Source organism: Zoogloea sp., assembly GCF_041914405.1.
Taxonomy (GTDB): Bacteria; Pseudomonadota; Gammaproteobacteria; order Burkholderiales; family Rhodocyclaceae; genus Zoogloea.
The window spans coordinates 1-17,224 of record NZ_JAYSDK010000031.1 but is presented as its reverse complement, the minus strand read 5'-3'; the positions used below and the strand labels follow the sequence as shown (position 1 = coordinate 17,224).

Annotated in this window: 18 protein-coding genes; 13 read left to right on the top strand and 5 right to left on the bottom strand. The window is 64.5% G+C overall.

The genetic code is table 11. From position 1 onward, the window contains the following. Positions 1 to 6 precede the first annotated feature (6 nt). A complete protein-coding gene (gene flgM / locus ACE3RX_RS17310; RefSeq protein ID WP_374486228.1) occupies positions 7 to 321 on the bottom strand; it encodes a flagellar biosynthesis anti-sigma factor FlgM in 315 nt (104 codons plus the stop codon). 87 nt (positions 322 to 408) lie between these two features. Beyond that, the gene (gene flgA, locus ACE3RX_RS17305) at positions 409 to 1,113 is read right to left on the bottom strand and encodes a flagellar basal body P-ring formation chaperone FlgA (protein WP_374486227.1); all 705 of its coding nucleotides are present in this window, start codon (positions 1,111 to 1,113) and stop codon (positions 409 to 411) included. A gap of 320 nt (positions 1,114 to 1,433) precedes the next feature. On the opposite strand from flgA, the gene flgB reads away from it, so the two are divergent. From flgB to ACE3RX_RS17240, 13 genes are all read left to right on the top strand, one after another. Beyond that, the gene (gene flgB / locus ACE3RX_RS17300) at positions 1,434 to 1,838 is read left to right on the top strand and encodes a flagellar basal body rod protein FlgB (protein ID WP_374486226.1); all 405 of its coding nucleotides are present in this window, start codon (positions 1,434 to 1,436) and stop codon (positions 1,836 to 1,838) included. Between the two features lie 11 nt (positions 1,839 to 1,849). Beyond that, entirely contained in the window at positions 1,850 to 2,254 is a 405-nt protein-coding gene (gene flgC / locus ACE3RX_RS17295; protein WP_374486225.1) for a flagellar basal body rod protein FlgC, read from the top strand. 18 nt (positions 2,255 to 2,272) lie between these two features. Beyond that, positions 2,273 to 2,953 carry a flagellar hook assembly protein FlgD gene (locus ACE3RX_RS17290; protein ID WP_374486224.1) on the top strand — a complete coding sequence of 227 codons (681 nt, stop codon included), beginning with the start codon at positions 2,273 to 2,275 and terminating at the stop codon, positions 2,951 to 2,953. Between the two features lie 12 nt (positions 2,954 to 2,965). Further along, on the top strand, positions 2,966 to 4,618 hold the full coding sequence (locus tag ACE3RX_RS17285; RefSeq protein ID WP_374486223.1) for a flagellar hook protein FlgE: 1,653 nt from the start codon (positions 2,966 to 2,968) through the stop codon (positions 4,616 to 4,618). A gap of 20 nt (positions 4,619 to 4,638) precedes the next feature. Then, a complete protein-coding gene (flgF, locus tag ACE3RX_RS17280; RefSeq protein WP_374486222.1) occupies positions 4,639 to 5,379 on the top strand; it encodes a flagellar basal-body rod protein FlgF in 741 nt (246 codons plus the stop codon). Between the two features lie 138 nt (positions 5,380 to 5,517). Beyond that, positions 5,518 to 6,303: a flagellar basal-body rod protein FlgG gene (gene flgG / locus ACE3RX_RS17275; RefSeq protein WP_374486221.1), complete on the top strand. Its 786-nt coding sequence runs from the start codon at positions 5,518 to 5,520 to the stop codon at positions 6,301 to 6,303. A gap of 23 nt (positions 6,304 to 6,326) precedes the next feature. Continuing rightward, positions 6,327 to 7,004, top strand: coding sequence for a flagellar basal body L-ring protein FlgH (locus ACE3RX_RS17270; protein ID WP_374486220.1), 678 nt, complete (start codon positions 6,327 to 6,329; stop codon positions 7,002 to 7,004). A 12-nt stretch (positions 7,005 to 7,016) separates the two neighbouring features. After that, positions 7,017 to 8,126 (top strand): flagellar basal body P-ring protein FlgI, encoded by a 1,110-nt coding sequence (locus tag ACE3RX_RS17265; RefSeq protein ID WP_374486219.1) that lies wholly within the window; start codon positions 7,017 to 7,019, stop codon positions 8,124 to 8,126. After that, on the top strand, positions 8,126 to 9,103 hold the full coding sequence (gene flgJ, locus ACE3RX_RS17260) for a flagellar assembly peptidoglycan hydrolase FlgJ (protein ID WP_374486218.1): 978 nt from the start codon (positions 8,126 to 8,128) through the stop codon (positions 9,101 to 9,103). The genes ACE3RX_RS17265 and flgJ overlap by 1 nt, the downstream gene beginning before the upstream one ends. Before the next feature lie 80 nt (positions 9,104 to 9,183). Next, a complete protein-coding gene (gene flgK, locus ACE3RX_RS17255) occupies positions 9,184 to 11,136 on the top strand; it encodes a flagellar hook-associated protein FlgK (RefSeq protein ID WP_374486217.1) in 1,953 nt (650 codons plus the stop codon). Positions 11,137 to 11,147: 11 nt separating this feature from the next. Further along, complete coding sequence (gene flgL, locus ACE3RX_RS17250) at positions 11,148 to 12,338, top strand: flagellar hook-associated protein FlgL (RefSeq protein ID WP_374486216.1); 1,191 nt, start codon at positions 11,148 to 11,150, stop codon at positions 12,336 to 12,338. Positions 12,339 to 12,363: 25 nt separating this feature from the next. Further along, on the top strand, positions 12,364 to 12,804 hold the full coding sequence (locus ACE3RX_RS17245) for a hypothetical protein (protein ID WP_374486215.1): 441 nt from the start codon (positions 12,364 to 12,366) through the stop codon (positions 12,802 to 12,804). Positions 12,805 to 12,907: 103 nt separating this feature from the next. Next, positions 12,908 to 13,204 (top strand): PilZ domain-containing protein, encoded by a 297-nt coding sequence (locus ACE3RX_RS17240; protein WP_374486214.1) that lies wholly within the window; start codon positions 12,908 to 12,910, stop codon positions 13,202 to 13,204. A 27-nt stretch (positions 13,205 to 13,231) separates the two neighbouring features. Here the strand turns inward: ACE3RX_RS17240 and ACE3RX_RS17235 are convergent, their stop codons facing one another. The 3 genes from ACE3RX_RS17235 to ACE3RX_RS17225 all read right to left on the bottom strand — a co-directional run. After that, on the bottom strand, positions 13,232 to 15,706 hold the full coding sequence (locus ACE3RX_RS17235) for an EAL domain-containing protein (RefSeq protein WP_374486213.1): 2,475 nt from the start codon (positions 15,704 to 15,706) through the stop codon (positions 13,232 to 13,234). A 259-nt stretch (positions 15,707 to 15,965) separates the two neighbouring features. Beyond that, a complete protein-coding gene (locus tag ACE3RX_RS17230; RefSeq protein WP_374486212.1) occupies positions 15,966 to 16,727 on the bottom strand; it encodes a hypothetical protein in 762 nt (253 codons plus the stop codon). Between the two features lie 125 nt (positions 16,728 to 16,852). Next, positions 16,853 to 17,224 (bottom strand): fumarate hydratase C-terminal domain-containing protein (locus ACE3RX_RS17225; RefSeq protein WP_374486211.1); only part of this gene is annotated, 372 nt, incomplete at its 5' end.

Here is a 17,224-nt window from a genome sequence, read left to right as displayed (position 1 = left end):
GCTCTATCAGGCGCGTCCGGTCTGGGAGGCCAGCATCTGGCGCACGCTTTCGATCAGCCCGTCGGCAACCTTGCCGGTATCCACCTTAAAGCGTCCCTCGCTCATGGCTTGCTTGATTTCGTCGACCTTTGCGCTGTCCACGACGGGGGTGCCGGCAATGGTTTCTTCCATCTGTTGCAGTCGCGACGACAGGGAGGAAATCTCGACCTTGTCGGTGTCGCCGCTGTTCGCCTGGGTTCGGGGCGTGTCTTTGGTCGCGCGGGTTCGCCCGTCGTTGGACGGCAGGCCACCGGTCGCTTTGACTGAGTTTTCAATCTTCACGGTCTTGTCCTTTCTTCCAGAATTCGTCTCGGTCTACGACTCGTCGGAGCAAAACTTTAACCTGAACGAGTGGCATGAGTGCGAATGTCATGGCGTGATGATCTCGACGAATCCGCCATTGCGGGCCACGCCGCGCACGACCTGGCCGGTGCTCAGCCGGACCTGCGCGCCTTGGCCGTCGGAGGCCGTGCTGAGGGCGGTGCCGTCGTTGGCGACCTGGAAGCCGGGGCCGCGCGAAATGACCTTCACCGGCTGTCCCTGGACGACGGCCGGCGGCAGGCGCAGGTTGCTGGCGGCCAGCGGCTTGCCGGCGGCAAGGGAGATGCGGGCGGCATGGCCCACGGCCTGGGATGGGTCGGTCAGCACGTCCGCCGCCTGGGCGCTCAGTTCGCCGATTTCGCGGCGGAGGTCGTCGGGCCCGACGATCTGGCCAGCCATCAAAGGGATCGCCGTTACCAGATAGACGCCCCGTACGCGGACCTCGGCAGGAACGTAGGCGGACCAAGCACTCGGTGCGAGGCAGCGCACGCCGACAGTCAGGCGGCCCCACTGTCGGCTCCCGGGGGGCAGGAAGGCCTCCAACTGGACGCAGGGGGGCAGCACGTTGTCGGCGGCGAAGTCGCCCACCTGGACGCTGACCTCGCCCGGCAGGCTGCGGCTCTGGATGTTGAGGAAACGTGCGACCTCGGCGCGTACCGGGGCCGGATCCTGGCGGGCGCTGGCCGGCGGTGGCGCGATGAGCAGAACGGGCAGGGCCAGTGCGGGGATTAAACGGAGCAGGGCGGACTTCATTGGCTGAGGGATTGGACGGATGTCCTCATTCGACCACGTCGGCCGGAAGAGTGCGAAAAATCCGCAGATCTTTTCCGGTGCAGTGGGGCGGCAGGCGTTAGTTGCCGGTTCGAGCGGCAAAGTTTGCCGTTGCGACCGGAGGGGAGTGCGCGCCATTCAAATTGAAGAAGGATTCACCGCTTGTTTGAGCCATCAAAGGGGGGCTTCACGGCGTAGAGTGCTTGGCACGGAAGCTGCATTGAAATGCACGAAAACCGTGGTGCCCTGAGTGACAGACAGTGTATCGGCACCGACGGAAACGAACTTTAGGGGTGAATCGAATGGCTGATCGACTGGACAACGCATTGCGCTTTCATCAGACGGCGTTGAACGTGCGGGCTTATCGCCAGCAGGTGATCGCATCCAACATCGCCAATGCCGATACGCCCAACTACAAGGCACGTGATATCGATTTCCGGGAGGCGCTGAACGGCGCGCTGGGAGGCAAGTCTAGTGGGCTGCCGATGGCTACGACCTCGGCCCGTCACCTGGCGGGCAGCGGGGAGCAGGGGCTGGATGGCAACCTCAAGTACCGGACGGAAGAGCAGGGCGCCATTGATGGCAACACGGTCAGCATGGATGTGGAGCGCAGCGCCTTTGCCGAAAATTCCGTCCAGTACCAGGCCAGCGTGACTTTCATCAACGGCCTGCTGCGCTCCATGCAGCAAGCTATCCAGGGTCAGTAAGGAGAACGTTCGTGAGCATGCTCAATGTCTTCCACGTGGCTGGCAGTGCGCTCACCGCGCAGTCCCTGCGTCTCAATACGACAGCCAGCAACCTGGCCAACGCCGACAGCATCACCTCCAGCAATGGCCAGCCGTACAAGGCCAAGCAGGTCGTGTTCGCGGCGACGCCGATGGCGGGCCCAGGCGCCCAGGGCGTGCGCGTAACCCAGGTCGTGGAGAGCGCCGCGCCGATGCGAATGACCTACGATCCGAAGAGCCCGGCGGCCAATGCGGAAGGTTATGTAGCGCTCCCAAATGTGAATGTCGTCGAAGAAATGACCAACATGATCTCCGCTTCCAGGGCCTACCAGACCAATGCGGAAGTGATGGGGACCGCAAAGTCCCTGATGGAAAAAACATTGACCATCGGTCAGTAAGCGTAACGGAGCACGATGATGAGTACCGTCAATTCCACGACCTCGACTACCGCTGCCGATGTGCTGGCCGGGCTGCAGAAGTCCTCGAAGGCCACCAGCAAGACCGACGATGCGCAGACCCGTTTCCTGAAGCTGCTCACCGAACAGCTCAAGAACCAGGATCCGCTCAATCCGACCGACAACGCGCAGATGACGTCGCAACTGGCACAGATCAGCACGGTGAATGGCATCGACAAGCTCAACGCGACGCTGACCTCCCTGCTCGATCAGTCCCAGTCCAGCGATGCCCTGCAGGCTGCAGCGCTGGTGGGCAAGGGCGTAATGGTCTCCGGCAACACCCTGGCCCTGTCGAGCAGCAAGGCCTATGGTGGTTTCGAGGTCGCCAGCGCTGCCGACAAGGTGACGGTCACGATCAAGGATGCCAATGGTATCGAGGTTCGCAAGATGGAGCTCGGCGCGGTCGACGAGGCGGGCGTCTATAACTTTGCGTGGGATGGCAAGACCAACAATGGCGCCGTTGCGGCCGACGGGAAGTACACGGTCAGCGTGAGCGCGACCCGCGGTGATACCGACGTGAAGCCGACCGCGCTGACCCTGACCACGGTGAACAGCGTGCTGCGCTCCAGCACCGGTAGCGTGTCGCTGGACGTGGGGTCGGGCGGGACCGTCGCCCTGTCCGACATCAAGCAGATTCTGTAAGCGGAGACGAAAATGGGATTCCAACAAGGTTTGAGTGGCCTTTCGATTGCGTCCAAGGCCCTCGATGCGATCAGCAACAACGTGTCCAACTCCGGGACCGTCGGCTATAAGCAGGCCGTTGCCCAGTTCTCCGACGTGTTTGCGGCTTCCTTGGCCAGTGGTGCGACCCAGGTTGGTATCGGCGCCCAGGTCGCCAAGGTGGCCCAGCAATTCGGGCAGGGCAACATCACGACCAGTACCAATGGCCTCGATCTGGCGATCAATGGCCAGGGCTTCTTCCGGATGAGCAACGATGGTGCGATCACCTACAGCCGGAATGGTCAGTTTCAGACCGACAAGAACGGCTACATCGTGAATTCCCAGGGCTTGCGTCTGACCGGCAAGGTGGCGGACGCGAACGGTGTCCTGACCGGTGCGACCGGCGACCTCAAGCTCAATCTCAGCGACGCCAAGCCCCAGGCGACCAGCAGCGCCGGCTATAACGTGAACCTTGATTCCCGTTCCGCCACGCCGACCTCCCTCACCGCTGCGTCGGGCAAGAGCGCGGCCATCGCCTCGTTGACTGGTGCGACTCCGTCCTTTACGTTGGCGGCGACCGATAAGCTGACTTTCCAACTCGACGGTGAAACCGGCTCGACGGTGGTGACCATGCCGGCCGGGACCTATACCGACGTGGGTTCTCTGGCTGCGGCGATCCAGACGGCCATCGACCAGAGCGCGCTCAAGGGGCGCATCAAGGTGGCGGGTGACAGCACCCCGGCCCTCACTTTCACGTCGGCGCGGACCGGTCGCCTGTCCGGCATCACCGTCACCGGCACGCCGGCCACGCTGCTGCCCACGACGACGACAGCGGGCAGCAATGCCAACTTCAGCATCAATGACCCGAGCAGCTACACCAGTTCGACTTCGCAGACTGTGTATGACTCCCTCGGCAATCCGCACACCCAGTCCCTGTACTTCGTAAAGACCGCCCAGGCCAATACCTGGGACGTGTACAGCAGCCTGGACGGCTTGCCGCCGCAGATCAATGCGGATGCCAAGGCGCTGAATCCGACCACCACTGAAAACCGCTGGATGTCGGTCAGCTTCGACAGCAATGGGGTGTTCCAGAGCACCAGCCTTTACCAGAAGGATCCGGCCAATCCGACGCAGATGGCCTATGTGCAGAGTCCGAGTTCCAAGGTCCAGGTCGCCTACGACATCACCACCGGTGCCACCACCCAGCTGACCTTCGACGTCGATCTGAATGGCACGACCCAGTTCGGCAACAGCTACGGCATCAACCAGCTGACCCAGGACGGTTTCACCACCGGCAAGCTGTCCGGCCTGAGCGTCAGTGCCGACGGTACGGTGCTGGGCAACTTCAGCAATGGCCAGTCGCGGGTCATGGGGCAGGTGTTCCTGGTCAGTTTCCAGAACCCCAACGGCCTCAAGTCTGTCGGCGGCAACCAGTGGGTGTCCACCAACGACTCCGGTCCGGAGCAGCCCAATGCCCCGGGTACCGGCGTGCTGGGTGTGATCCAGTCCGGCGCCCTGGAAGACTCCAACGTGGACCTCACCGCAGAACTGGTCAACATGATCACCCAGCAGCGCGCTTATCAGGCCAACGCCCAGTCCATCAAGACCCAGGACCAGGTCTTGCAGACCCTGGTCAACCTGCGTTGATGAGTTGAGCGGGGCAAGCCATGGACCGTCTGATCTACACCGCCATGACCGGCGCCTCCTCCACGATGGGGCAGGAGGCGTCCGTTTCCCACAATCTGGCCAACGCCACCAGTACCGGTTTCAAGGCGGAGTTGCACCGCCTGCGCGCGGTGCCGGTGCAGAACGCGCAACTGCCGACTCGTGCTTTTGTGGTGGACGCCAGCGTATCGGACGACCTTTCCGCAGGAACCCTGCAGAGCACCGGGCGCGGATTGGACATGGCGGTCCAGGGCAAGGGCTGGTTTGCCGTCCAGTTGCCGGACGGCAGCGAAGCCTATACCCGCAATGGCAGCTTCGAAGTCAGCCCCAACGGCATCCTGCAGACCCGCAACGGATTGCCGGTCCTCGGCAACGGGGGGCCGATCACCATTCCGCCGGACGTGGAAGTGCAACTGGGCGCCGACGGTACGCTGTCCACGGTGCAGCGCTCGGGTTCGCGCAACAACACCAGCGCGGTGGACCAACTGAAGCTGGTCAATCCGCCAGAGCAGGATCTGCAGCGCGGCGCAGACGGCCTGTTCCGCCTGGCAAATGGTGCCCAGGCACCGGCAGATCCTGCCGTCAAGGTTGCCGCCGGTTACCTGGAAGGCAGTAACGTGAACGTCGTCGAGCAGATGGTCTCGATGATTTCCCTGTCCCGCCAGTACGAAATGCAGACCAAGATGCTGAGCACCGCCCAGGAAATGGACCGCTCTGCCACCCAGCTCCTGGCGAAGAGCTGAGCGGCGCCGGGCGGGGCGGAATAGGCGGGGCTTTCCCTGTCTGCTCCGGAGCTGGAACACCTCTTGCTCAGTCTAGTATCGAATCCACTGCGGCGGTCGATCCTGTCGCCGCAGTAACCAGATACCCAGGAGCCCGCCATGCTCATTCGTTCCCTCTCGACTGCCGCCACCGGCCTCGAAGCCCAGCAGACCCAGCTGGACGTCATCGCCAACAACCTTGCCAACGTTTCGACCAACGGCTTCAAGCGTTCGCGGGCGGTCTTCGAGGATCTGCTGTACCAGAACCTGCGTCAGCCGGGAGCCCAGTCCACCCAGCAGACGACGATTCCGTCGGGCTTGCAACTCGGCGTCGGGGTGCGGCCGATTGCCACCGAGCGCAACCACACCCAGGGAACGCTGACCCTGACCGGCAACGCGCTGGACGTGGCGATCAACGGCGAGGGCTTCTTCCAGATCCTGCTGCCGGACGGCACCACGGCCTATACCCGGGATGGCGCCTTCCAGAAGGACGCCAACGGGCAGGTCGTAACCTCCAGCGGCTACCCGCTGCAGCCCGCCATCACGATCCCCTCGAATGCCCTGTCCCTGACCATCGGCAAGGATGGCGTGGTGTCGGTGACACTGCCCAACCAGACTGCGCCGTCCCAGATTGGCAACATCCAGGTGGCCAGTTTCGTCAATCCAGGCGGCCTGCAGAGCATCGGCGAAAACCTTTTCCTGGAAACCGCTGCCAGCGGCACGCCCAATCCGAACACGCCGGGCACCAACGGCGTCGGTGTGCTCAACCAGACCTACGTGGAATCCTCCAACGTGAACGTCGCCGAGGAACTGGTGCTGATGATCCAGACCCAGCGCGCCTACGAACTCAATTCGAAGGCGATCTCCACGTCCGACGCGATGCTCGGCAAGCTGACCTCCCTGTAAGTCCTGCACCGCGGAGATTGATCGTGTCCCTGTCTCGTCCCCTTTCCGTGCTGCTGCTGGCTGGGCTGAGCGGTTGCGCCGCCCTGCAGAGCACCCCGCCGACAGCCGTCCATCAACCGATGACCATCCGTCCGGAAGCGCGTCCGGCCCAGGCCTCCCAGGGCGGCTCCATCTTCCAGCCGAGCTTTTCGCGCCCGCTGTTCGAGGACCGGCGAGCCCGCTTCGTCGGCGACGTGATCACCATCAACCTGGTCGAGCAGACCGCAGCGAGCAAGAAGTCGTCGGCCAATGCGGAGCGCAATGCCAGCCTCAGCGCCTCGCTGTCCGGCCTCGCCAAGGTGCCGCTGGCCGGTGCCCTCAACGGGCTCGGCGCAACCGCCTCGGATGCCAGCAAGTTCGGCGGCAAGGGCGATGCGGCGGCCAACAATGCCTTCACCGGCACGATCACCACGACGGTCATCGAGGTGCTCTCCAACGGCAACCTGCTGGTGTCCGGCGAGAAGCAGATCGCCATCAACCAGGGCAATGAATTCATCCGTTTCTCCGGCATCGTCAATCCGGTGAACGTGACCGGCGCCAATACCGTGCAATCCACCCAGGTGGCCGATGCGCGCATCGAGTACCGGGCCAACGGCTATATCGACGAAACCGAGAACATGGGCTGGCTGCAACGTTTCTTCGTGAACGTGATGCCTTTCTGAGGGGCTTGAACGATGTCTTCCTTCTCCCGTCTGTGCCTGGCCCTTGCCGCGGTGGCGAGCCTGGCCGTGGGCGTTCCGGCCCAGGCCGAGCGCCTGAAGGATCTGGCCTCTATCGGCGGTGTGCGGCAGAACCAGCTGGTCGGTTATGGCCTGGTGGTCGGTCTCGATGGCTCGGGCGATCAGACCACCCAGACGCCCTTCACGGTGCAGAGCATCATCAACATGCTCGGCAACCTGGGCGTCACGTTGCCGCCTGGGCAGTCCCTGCAGCTCAAGAACGTGGCGGCGGTGATGGTCACCGCCAGCCTGCCCCCCTTCGCGCGGCCAGGGCAGCAGATCGACGTGACGGTCTCGTCGATGGGCAATGCGCGCTCGCTGAAGGGCGGAACCCTCGTGATGACGCCGCTGAAGGGGGCAGACGGGCAGATTTACGCGATGGCCCAGGGCAGCCTGGCGGTGAGCGGAGCCAGCGGTTCGGCGGGCGGCGCGAAAGTGACCGTCAACCACCTGTCAGCCGGGCGCATCCCGGGCGGGGCGACGGTCGAGCGGGCGGTGGCCAGTCCGGTGGGGCAGGGGGATTCGGTCTTTGTCGAGCTCAATGAAGCCGACTTTGGCACTGCCCAGAATGTGGTCGATGCGATCAACCGCGTTGCCCCCGGTGCCGCTCAGGCCATCGACGGTCGTCAGATCCAGGTGCTTGCGCCGGAAGATCCCAACCGGCGGGTGGCCTTCCTTGGCCGCCTCGAGAACCTCGACGTGACGCCGGCGGTGCAGGCGGCCAAGGTGATCGTCAATTCGCGTACCGGTTCGGTGGTTATGAACCAGAAGGTCGCCCTGCAGAATTGCGCGGTTGCGCACGGCAGTCTGACCGTCACGGTCAATAACGATCAGCAAGTGAGCCAGCCGAACCCGCTGGCCGGCGGTCAGACCGCGGTCACCAACAAGGGTTCGGTGGATATCAAGCAGGAAGGCGGCACCCTTTTCAACATCAAGGCCGGCACCAACCTGGCCGATGTGGTCAAGGCTCTCAACGCGGTGGGCGCCAACCCCCTCGAACTGATCGCCATCCTGCAGGCAATGAAGGCCAGCGGGGCCTTGCGCGCCGAGCTTGAGGTGATCTGATGGCCGACTTCAGCCAGATCAACGCCCTCGACCCGAATGCGCTGTCCGGCCTGAAGCGCTTGTCGAAGGACAATTCGCCGGAGGCCATCAAGGAGGCGTCCCGCCAGTTTGAAGCGCTGTTCGTGCAGCAGGTCATGAAGTCGATGCGCGATGCGACGCCCAAGGGCGGCATGTTCGACAGCGAAGAGACGCGCATGTACCAGTCCCTGCTCGACCAGCAGATGTCCATGCAACTGTCCGCCCGCGGGCGCGGCTTCGGCCTCGCCAAGGTCATCGAGCGGCAGATGAGCCAGGGGCGGGAGCCAGTGAGCCTGCCTGACGGCCCGGTGCCGCTGGAGCCGTCGATCCGGCGCAGTTTCGATATGGCGCTGCCGCCTCCGGCAAAGGACGGCGGTAGCGGCAATGCTGCGGCAAATTCTGCCGTAACCTTGCCGGCCGCTGGTGTCGTCGGCGGCACTGCTCCGCAACTGTCGGACATGGCGAGTAGCAGTCGGGCCCGGGCCTTTGTCGACAAGGTCTGGCCGCAAGCCGTCGAGGCCAGCAAGGCGACCGGCATCCCCGCGCGTTTCCTGGTCGCCCAGGCGGCGCTCGAGACCGGCTGGGGCAAGCACGAACTGAAGAATGCGGACGGCACGCCCAGCTACAACCTCTTCAACATCAAGGCTGGACGGAACTGGGCGGGAGGGACCGTGAATACCTCCACCACCGAACACCGCAATGGCCAGCCGACCGCGGAGAGCGCCCGTTTCCGGGCCTACGCCTCCTATGAAGAGTCCTTCCGCGATTACGCGCGTCTCATCGCGGGCAATCCCCGCTACGCCGCGGTCGTTGGCCAGACCGATGCCACCCGTTTTGCCCGCGGCCTGCAGGAGGCCGGCTACGCAACCGATCCGCAATACGCGAACAAGCTGGCCCGCATCATTAACGGCAATACCCTGAGGGTCGCCCTCGGCGCGGGGGCAGTGCCCAGCGCCTGAGCGGCGCCGTTTGCCGGTTCACTGCTGGCAAAGTTCTTGCGTAGTCTGCCGTAGATACCTCCGAATCAGGGACGCGGATCATGGGCAGCAGCATCTTCAACATTGGCCTCACCGGACTCAACGCCGCCCAGGCGGGGCTCATCACGACCAGCCACAACATCTCGAACGCGGGAACGGCCGGTTACAGCCGCCAGTCGACGGTCCAGAGCACCAACCCGGCGATGTTCAGCGGCGCTGGCTTCTTCGGTGAAGGGACCAAGGTCGATACGATCAAGCGGGCCTACGACAGCTTCCTGACCAACCAGGTGCTGTCCGCTGATACCAAGTACAACGAGTACAACGCCTACAGCGTCGAGATCAGCCAGATTGACAACATGCTGGCGGACGCCACGGTAGGCCTTGAGCCGGCGGTGGACTCCTTCTTCCAGGGCGTGCAGGAAGTGGCCGCCAACCCGTCGAGCATCCCGGCCCGCCAGTCGATGATCTCCAGCGCCCAGAGCCTGGTGGATCGTTTCCAGAACCTGGCGACCCGTCTCAACGACATCCGCTCCGGCGTCGAAGGGCAGATCAAGGACACCGTCACGTCGATCAGCACCTACGCCCAGGAAATCGCCGACGTCAATCGCCAGATCGCCATTGCCCAGCAGGCTGGCTCATCCCAGCCGGCCAACGATCTGCTCGACACGCGCGACCAGCTGGTGAAGGAGCTGAACCAGCTGGTGCGGGTGTCCACCACCACGGCCAGCGATGGCTCCATGTCCGTCTTCATCGGCACCGGTCAGCCGCTGGTGGTTGGCATCAATGCCACCAAGCTCGAAGCCCGGCCGTCCACCACCGATCCATCGCGCCTCAACGTAAACATCATCACCCAGAGCGGTGCCCCGCTGACGGTGCCCGAGAGCCTGCTCGGCGGTGGCAAGCTGGGTGGCCTGCTGGCGATGCGCTCCGAGTCGCTCGACGCGACGCAGAACCAGCTCGGCCTGATCGCCGTCGGCCTGAGCTCTGCGTTCAACGCCCAGCACGCGCTGGGCCAGGATCTCAATGGCAACCTGGGGACGTCCTTCTTCACGACGCCCGCCGTCACCGTGCTGAGCGACTCCAGCGCGACTACGACGCCGCCGACGGTGCAGCTGAGTAACGTATCCAAGCTGACCGGCGATGATTACAAGCTGGTCTTTACCGATGCTGTCGGCAATTATTCGCTGACCCGGCTTTCGGACGGCATGTCGGTGAGCCCCGCGACGGTCGGTTTGTCGATCACGCCGCCGGCGACCTCCAAGCCCGGCGACAGCTTCGTGATCCAGCCCACCCGTAACGCCGCGGCCAACATCAACGTCGCCATTTCCGATACGCGCATGATCGCCGCCGCGGCGCCGGTTACCTCATCGGCCACCAGCGGCAACCTGGGCTCGGCCAGCATCACGGCGCCGGTGGTATCGAGCACGGCTAATCTGGCCAGCTTCGGCACGCCGGCGGCACCGCTGAAGCTGACCTACTCGGGCGGTGCCTTGAGCGGCTTTCCGGCCGGCCTCCCGGTCACCTACACGCCGGCGGGTGGCACCGCGGTGACGGTGGCGGCGCCGGTCGCCTCGATCCCCTACACGAGCGGGATGACGGTAAGTTTCGGCGGCGTCTCCTTCGCGATGAACGGTGCCCCGCAAACCAACGATACGTTTACGCTCGCGCCCAACGCCGGCGGCGTGTCGGACAGCCGCAACGCGGTGCTACTGGGTAATCTGCAGACCAGCAAGCTGCTTCTCTCCGCCAGTGGCCAGCCGTCCGCCACCTTCCAGTCGGTGTATGCCCAGCTCGTCAGCGCGGTTGGCAACAAGGCCCGCGAGGTCAGCGTGAACAGCGATGCGCAAAAAAGCCTGGTGGATCAGGCCGTCCAAGCCCAGCAATCGGTGGCCGGCGTAAATCTGGATGAAGAAGCGGCCAATCTGATCCGTTATCAACAGGCATACCAGGCGGCAGGCAAGGTCATGACCATTGCCTCCAAACTTTTCGATCAAGTGCTGGCCCTCGGCCAGTAAGGAGCGCCATCATGCGAGTCACCACCGGCATGATCTTTGAAAGCGGCGTCGCGCAGATCCAGTCGCAGAACAGCCAGCTGCTCAAGAGCCAGAAGGAAGTCGCCACCGGGCGCAGGGTACTGGCACCGTCGGACGATCCGGTCGCGTCGGCACGGGCGCTGGAAGTCACCCAGTCGAAGAGCGTCAATGCGCTGTACACCTCCAACCAAGGCTATGCGACCGACCAGCTCAAGCTGGTGGATAGCAAGCTGAGCGCCGCCACCGATCTCGTCACCTACGTCCGTACCCGCGCCGTCGAATCCGGCAATGGTGCCTATACCAACAGCGAGCAGCTCAGTATCGCTGCGGACATCACCCAGCAGTATTCCGCGCTGCAGGGTATTGCCAATAGCCAGGACTCCACCGGCGAATACATCTTTGGTGGCTACACCAGCAACACCCAGCCTTTCGTCGGCAACCTGACCACCGGCATGACCTACCAGGGCGACCAGGGGGCTCGCACGCTGCAGATCTCCTCGTCGCGCAACCTGCCGATCACCAGCTCCGGCGACGAGATCTTCAACGTCCTGCGCGCACCGGCAGGCTCGGCCTTTGCGCTCAGCTCGGCTGGCAACACCGGCACGGCGCTGGTTTCCGGCCTGGGTTTGAACGCCTACAACGGCCACAGCTACGACATCAGCGTGGGTGCGGGCCCGACCTACCAGGTCTTCGATTCGACCGCCGATCCCACCCATGCCGCGCCGATCACGCCAACCGTGACGGTTAACGGCTCCGACACGACCCTCACTTTCGGCGGCGTGAGCATGACTCTCAGCGGCGCCGCGGCAGCCGGCGATAGCTATTCAGTCGGCACGGTGGCCAGTGCCTTCGACGTGATGGGCAATTTCGTGGCGGCCCTGCAGTCCGGCAACTCGGCAGTGACCCGTTTCGGCGGGCGCCAGGCCATTGCCGGCATGGATGCGGCGCAGGACAGCATTTCGCGGGTGCAGGCCGGTGTCGGCTCCCGCATGCTGGAGGTGGAAACACAGCAGAACATCGGCAGCAGCCTGGACCTGCAGTACAGCGAAACCCTGTCGCGCCTGCAGGACGCCGACTATGCTTCCGCGGTGAGCAACCTGTCCCAACAACAGATCTACCTGCAGGCGGCCCAGCAGAGCTTCATCAAGGTCAGCAACCTGTCACTTTTCAACTACATTAATTAAGCGGATGCGGGTCTATCGGCGTTCCTTGCTCGCCCTCGGCCTGAGCCTCGTGCTCGCCGGTTGCGGCAGCACGCCGTCCAAGGAGTGGGCGCTCCTGCCGGCGGCGGCCCTGGTGGCTTCCAACGCCGGCTACCTGAAGGCGCCGATGGTGGCCGGTGCGGTGATCTTCTACGTGGTCAGCGATCCTTTCGCGCCCAACTGGAACATCGAGGAAGCCCGTCAGGGGGAGGACCGCTACCTGCTGGCCCTGCGTCTGAAGGCAATTCATTCCGGTGGTGATGGCGAGGCACGCCAGGTCTTCATGCGCCGTGCGGCCCAGTTGGCCGGGCAACCCGGCTTTCGCGCCTATGAGGTGATTTCCTGGCAGGAGGGGCTCGAAAGCACCCGACCGTTCGCCCAGCGGGTCGCCTATGGTGAGCTGCGTCTGGTCCGAGAGGGCCCCGCGGCCGGCCTGCCGGTGAGATAAGCGTCACACCAGATTGCCTGCAAGCGTCTGTGAGCCTTGCGGGACGCGGCCGAGTTTCGTATGGTGCGCGCTTCGACCGCTGGAATTTGCTGATATGGACCGAATGACCGAAAGGCGGAAGGAGCGCCGCATTCCGCTGGGCTGCAAGGTGGGTATCAGGCCGTACGGCGGCGGGCCGACCGTCGTCGGGATCTGTGTCGAACTGGGCGTCGGCGGCATGACCATCCATTCCAGCCATGTGCCGCGAATGGACGAGGTTTTCGAGGTCGCCGTGCTGCCGCCGGAGAGCGGCGGCACCTACATGCCCTTGCACGCCCGGGTGCGGGTGCGGCGCTGCCACGGCCTCGAGCAGGCCGGCCTTTACGAAATGGGCGTGGAGATCATCGAGATCATCCGCTGAAGCCCAACGCGGGCAGTCGATCCGCGCTCAGCCGTTGGCGGCCATCGCGGGGCTGCCCGTCGGGTTGGCGGCAAAGAACGGAAGCTTCTCGAATTCGTCTGCCGGGCAGGGCTTGCCCAGGTGGTAGCCCTGCAGGACGTCCACTTCCAGCTGCTGCAGCGTCGAGGCGGTGGCTTCGTCTTCGACGCCCTCTGCAACCGTGCGCAGCCCTAAGGCGCGCGCCAGGTTGACGATGGCCTGCAGGATGCGCAGGCCATCCGGCGTGTGTACCCGCTGCACGAAGGAGATATCGATCTTCAGTTCGCCCACCGGCAGTTCGTGGAGCTGGGACAGGGACGCGTAGCCGGTTCCGAAATCATCGATGGACAGGGTGAAGCCGGCCTGCACCAGCTGGCGCAGGCGCTCCTCGGCGGACTCCACTTCCATCAGCGCCACCGATTCGGTCACCTCCAGGATCAGGGCTGCGGCTGGCAGCCCGTAGCGGGCCGTGTCGGCCTGCAACAGATCGACGAAATCGGGGGCGAACAGCTGGCGCTTGGAAATGTTCAGGGAGAGCTGCATGTCGGGGCGCAGCCGGTACCACTGGGCGAACTGCTCCAGCGCCTGGCGGCGCACCAGCTGGCCGAGGTCGTGGATCAGGCCGAGGGTCTCCGCCATCGGGATGAAGGTGCCGGGGGAAATCCAGCCGAGGTCGGCATCGCGCCAGCGGGCCAGCGCCTCGACGCCGGTCAGCTGCCGCGTACCGTCGGCGCTGGGCGTGGCGGCGAACTGGGGCTGGAACCAGCTGGTGATGCCCCCATCGCGGATCGCCTGGGCCAGCCGCGACTGGATGTAGAGCTCTTTCTTGCCCAGCCCGCGGGCCGACATGTCGGAGAACATCTGGAAGTTGTTGCGTCCCTGCGACTTGGCGTAGAACATCGCCCGGTCGGCGTGGGCCAGTAGGGTGTCCACGCTGTCGCTGTCGTCCGGGAAAAGGGAGATGCCCATGCTGAAGGTGGCGTTGATGGGCTGGCCTTCCAGTTCATAGGTCTGCTGCATGACGCTGACCAGCTTGCGCGCTACGTTGCGAGCGTCTTCGGCGTTGGCGAGGCCGGGCAGCAGGGCCACGAACTCGTCGCCCCCCCAGCGGGCTATCGTGTCGCCATCGCGCAGGCTCTTTTCGAGGGCCTTGGCCATGCCCAGCAGCAGCGCATCGCCGGTCTTGTGGCCGTAGGCATCGTTGATGTTCTTGAAGTGGTCGAGGTCGATGAAGCACACCGCCACCCGAGAATTGGTGCGCCGTGCCAGCTGGACGGTCTTCTTGATGCGGTCTTCCAGCAGCACTCGGTTGGGGAGGCCGGTGAGCGCGTCGTGCAGCGCCATGTGGGCGATGTGGCGCTCCTGCAGGTAGGTCTTGGTGATGTCCCGCAGTACGCCGCGGATGCCGACCAGCTGGCCTTGTTCATTGCGCTCGGCAACGAAGCGGCACTCCATCCATTGTTCGTAGGCGGCTTCGGCCATGATGCGGAAGCGGCCATGAAACTCGTCCTTGCGGCCGTTCTGCAGGTCGGCCAGGCATTTCAGGAAGGCGTTCCGGTCCTCCCCGTGGATCGCGTCGGCCAGCGGGCCGCGGCCTGGCGCATTGCCGGTCAGCTGCCACCAGCCGCTGTTGGCGCTGGCGATGCGCCCGTCCGGCAGCAGTTCGAGCACGGCCTCGTCGAGCATGTCGAGGGTGCGCACGAAGGAGTGTTGTTCCGCGGCCCACAGTTTTTCCTTGGCCAGCGCCCGGTTCAGGGCGGCGAAGGGCTGGTGCACGCTGTCCACGAACACGGCGCGGTAGATGAATCCGTAGGAGATTACCTTGTAGATGTGGCCGACGAAGTTGAAGACGTCGCTGACCGATGCATACAAGGTGAAGCACAGTTCCGACAGTGCGGCGATCGCAGCTGCCGCGAACAGGTCGCTCGCATTGTGGGCGGCGCCACGGCGGGCCTGCCGGTAGAACTGCAGGGCGGCGAGTCCGTAGAGGACGATCAGACCATACTCGCTGACGATCTTGAGCTGGGTCAGGCCGCTCTCCTGGACGAAGAAGGTCGGCAGGCTCGCGGCATGGAACAATTCCAGACCGTACACCGCGCCGACATAGGCGAGCACGACGGTGAGGAGGCCGAAGCGGTGCAGGCTGCCTAGTGACGGCTGCCACGGGCGGGTGGCGACGATCAGCAGGCCGGCGGCGACTAGCACGCGGGCGGCCAGCCAGAAGACGATGGCTTTCTGTGGGCTGGACGGGGTGACGAAGTCCGGCATGCCGCGATAGCCGAACATGTGCCCGAAATCGAGTAGTGCGGTGCCGAGGAGGACCGTGCCGAGCAGGACCACATTGCCGGGCCGGGCATGGGAGTGGGCGTTCCAGGCGATGCCGAAGACCAGCATCGACACGATGATCGATGCCGTTTCCATGGCGGCGTGCAACGGAAGGTAGTGCCCCAGCCCCAGATCGAGGTCGCCTTGCAGCCAGAGCATGGCGTATAGCAGCGTCAGTGCGCCCAGCCAGTAAAAGGCCCGGGTCAGATCCTGGGGGCGGGATGAGAGGGGGGGAAATGAGTTTTCAACGTGCATCGGACGCCAGGCACACGGACAAGAGCGAGGAACGGATATCAGGCCGACACTAATATCACAAAGCGTTTAAATGACAGCCATTTATGGCTTCCAGGGCGTGAAATATGGCGTCGCATGGCCTGAAATATGGCATCGGCACAGTGTGTGATGCCGTTCGCGTCGTTCAGAGGCCGATTTCGCGGGCCGTCTGGGGGCCGATGAGGGTTTCTGCCAGGCTGTCCGGGATCCGGGCCTCTTCGGCGCTGAGGGGAATGCGGCCGGCCATGATCTCGGCTGCCGTCTGCGGATAGCGCGGCTGCTGCCCGGGGGCGGCGTAGCCAGCCGGAAACTGGGGGGTGAGGCTGTGGAGGTCGTACTTGTCCGTCGCGCCGAGGGTGTGCAGCAACTCGTGGGCGATGACCACTGCGTTGCGTTGGCGCTCGCGGCGGCTGGCGAAGACCTTCACGACGCCGAGCTTGCCCTTTTCGAGGCCGACTGAGTGGTCGAGCGACGGCGTCAAGGCCGGGTCGTGGTAGAGCAGGAACAGGCGCACATCCGGCCGTGGGCCGGGGGTAGCGTCATGACGCCAGGCCCAGAAACGCAGCTGCAGGCTCCAGCTCATCATCGCCACGGCGTTGCCGCCGGCCGGAAACGGGGGCGGCAGGCTGGCGAGCGGCGGGGCCAGGTTGATGGCTACTGGCCGCAGCAGGGGGCGCCCGAGGCGATGCAGCTCCGTTTCCAGCCAGTCGCCAATGGCTGCGAAGTCTTCGGACTTCAGGTCGGCCACAAGGCGCCGGCTCGTATCGGAAGGGTCGGCGGCGATCGGGTAGACCGTCACATGCAGGGTGCTATCCCATGCGGTGCTGCGGGCGCTGGATTTCCAGCTGCCGACAGCGACGCTGGCTAGGATGAACAGCAGGATGGCGATGCGGAGCTTGCGGAACATGGGGAATGGCTGAGGCACCGCGGCAGCGGCTTCCGGAAAGAGTACGGATTATGCCAAAGGATTTTGTGCGGACCGAAAAAAAGCCCGGCCAGACGGCCGGGCTTGGGGGCTGCGCAGGGGCGTGATCAGGCGACGGTGACCGGGATCTTGCCGATCTTGGCCTGCCATTCCTTCGGGCCGGTGTTGTGCACGCTGGTGCCGGAGGAGTCCACCGCGACAGTGACGGGCATGTCCTGCACGTCGAACTCGTAGATGGCTTCCATGCCCAGGTCGGCGAAGCCGACGACCTTGGCGCTCTTGATGGCCTTGGCCACCAGATAGGCGGCGCCGCCGACGGCCATCAGGTAGGCGGACTTGTTGTCCTTGATCGCCTCGATGGCCACGGGGCCGCGCTCGGACTTGCCGATCATGGAGATCAGGCCGGTCTTCTCGAGCATCATGCGGGTGAACTTGTCCATGCGGGTGGCGGTGGTCGGGCCGGCGGGGCCGACGACTTC

Coding starts and splice junctions, on each gene's coding strand:
- flgA (WP_374486227.1), bottom strand. CDS start 1,113: ATGAAGTCCGCCCTGCTCCGTTTAATCCCCGCACTGGCCCTGCCCGTT.
- flgB (WP_374486226.1), top strand. CDS start 1,434: ATGGCTGATCGACTGGACAACGCATTGCGCTTTCATCAGACGGCGTTG.
- ACE3RX_RS17290 (WP_374486224.1), top strand. CDS start 2,273: ATGAGTACCGTCAATTCCACGACCTCGACTACCGCTGCCGATGTGCTG.
- ACE3RX_RS17285 (WP_374486223.1), top strand. CDS start 2,966: ATGGGATTCCAACAAGGTTTGAGTGGCCTTTCGATTGCGTCCAAGGCC.
- flgF (WP_374486222.1), top strand. CDS start 4,639: ATGGACCGTCTGATCTACACCGCCATGACCGGCGCCTCCTCCACGATG.
- flgG (WP_374486221.1), top strand. CDS start 5,518: ATGCTCATTCGTTCCCTCTCGACTGCCGCCACCGGCCTCGAAGCCCAG.
- ACE3RX_RS17265 (WP_374486219.1), top strand. CDS start 7,017: ATGTCTTCCTTCTCCCGTCTGTGCCTGGCCCTTGCCGCGGTGGCGAGC.
- flgJ (WP_374486218.1), top strand. CDS start 8,126: ATGGCCGACTTCAGCCAGATCAACGCCCTCGACCCGAATGCGCTGTCC.
- flgK (WP_374486217.1), top strand. CDS start 9,184: ATGGGCAGCAGCATCTTCAACATTGGCCTCACCGGACTCAACGCCGCC.
- flgL (WP_374486216.1), top strand. CDS start 11,148: ATGCGAGTCACCACCGGCATGATCTTTGAAAGCGGCGTCGCGCAGATC.
- ACE3RX_RS17240 (WP_374486214.1), top strand. CDS start 12,908: ATGACCGAAAGGCGGAAGGAGCGCCGCATTCCGCTGGGCTGCAAGGTG.
- ACE3RX_RS17235 (WP_374486213.1), bottom strand. CDS start 15,706: ATGCTCTGGCTGCAAGGCGACCTCGATCTGGGGCTGGGGCACTACCTT.
- ACE3RX_RS17230 (WP_374486212.1), bottom strand. CDS start 16,727: ATGTTCCGCAAGCTCCGCATCGCCATCCTGCTGTTCATCCTAGCCAGC.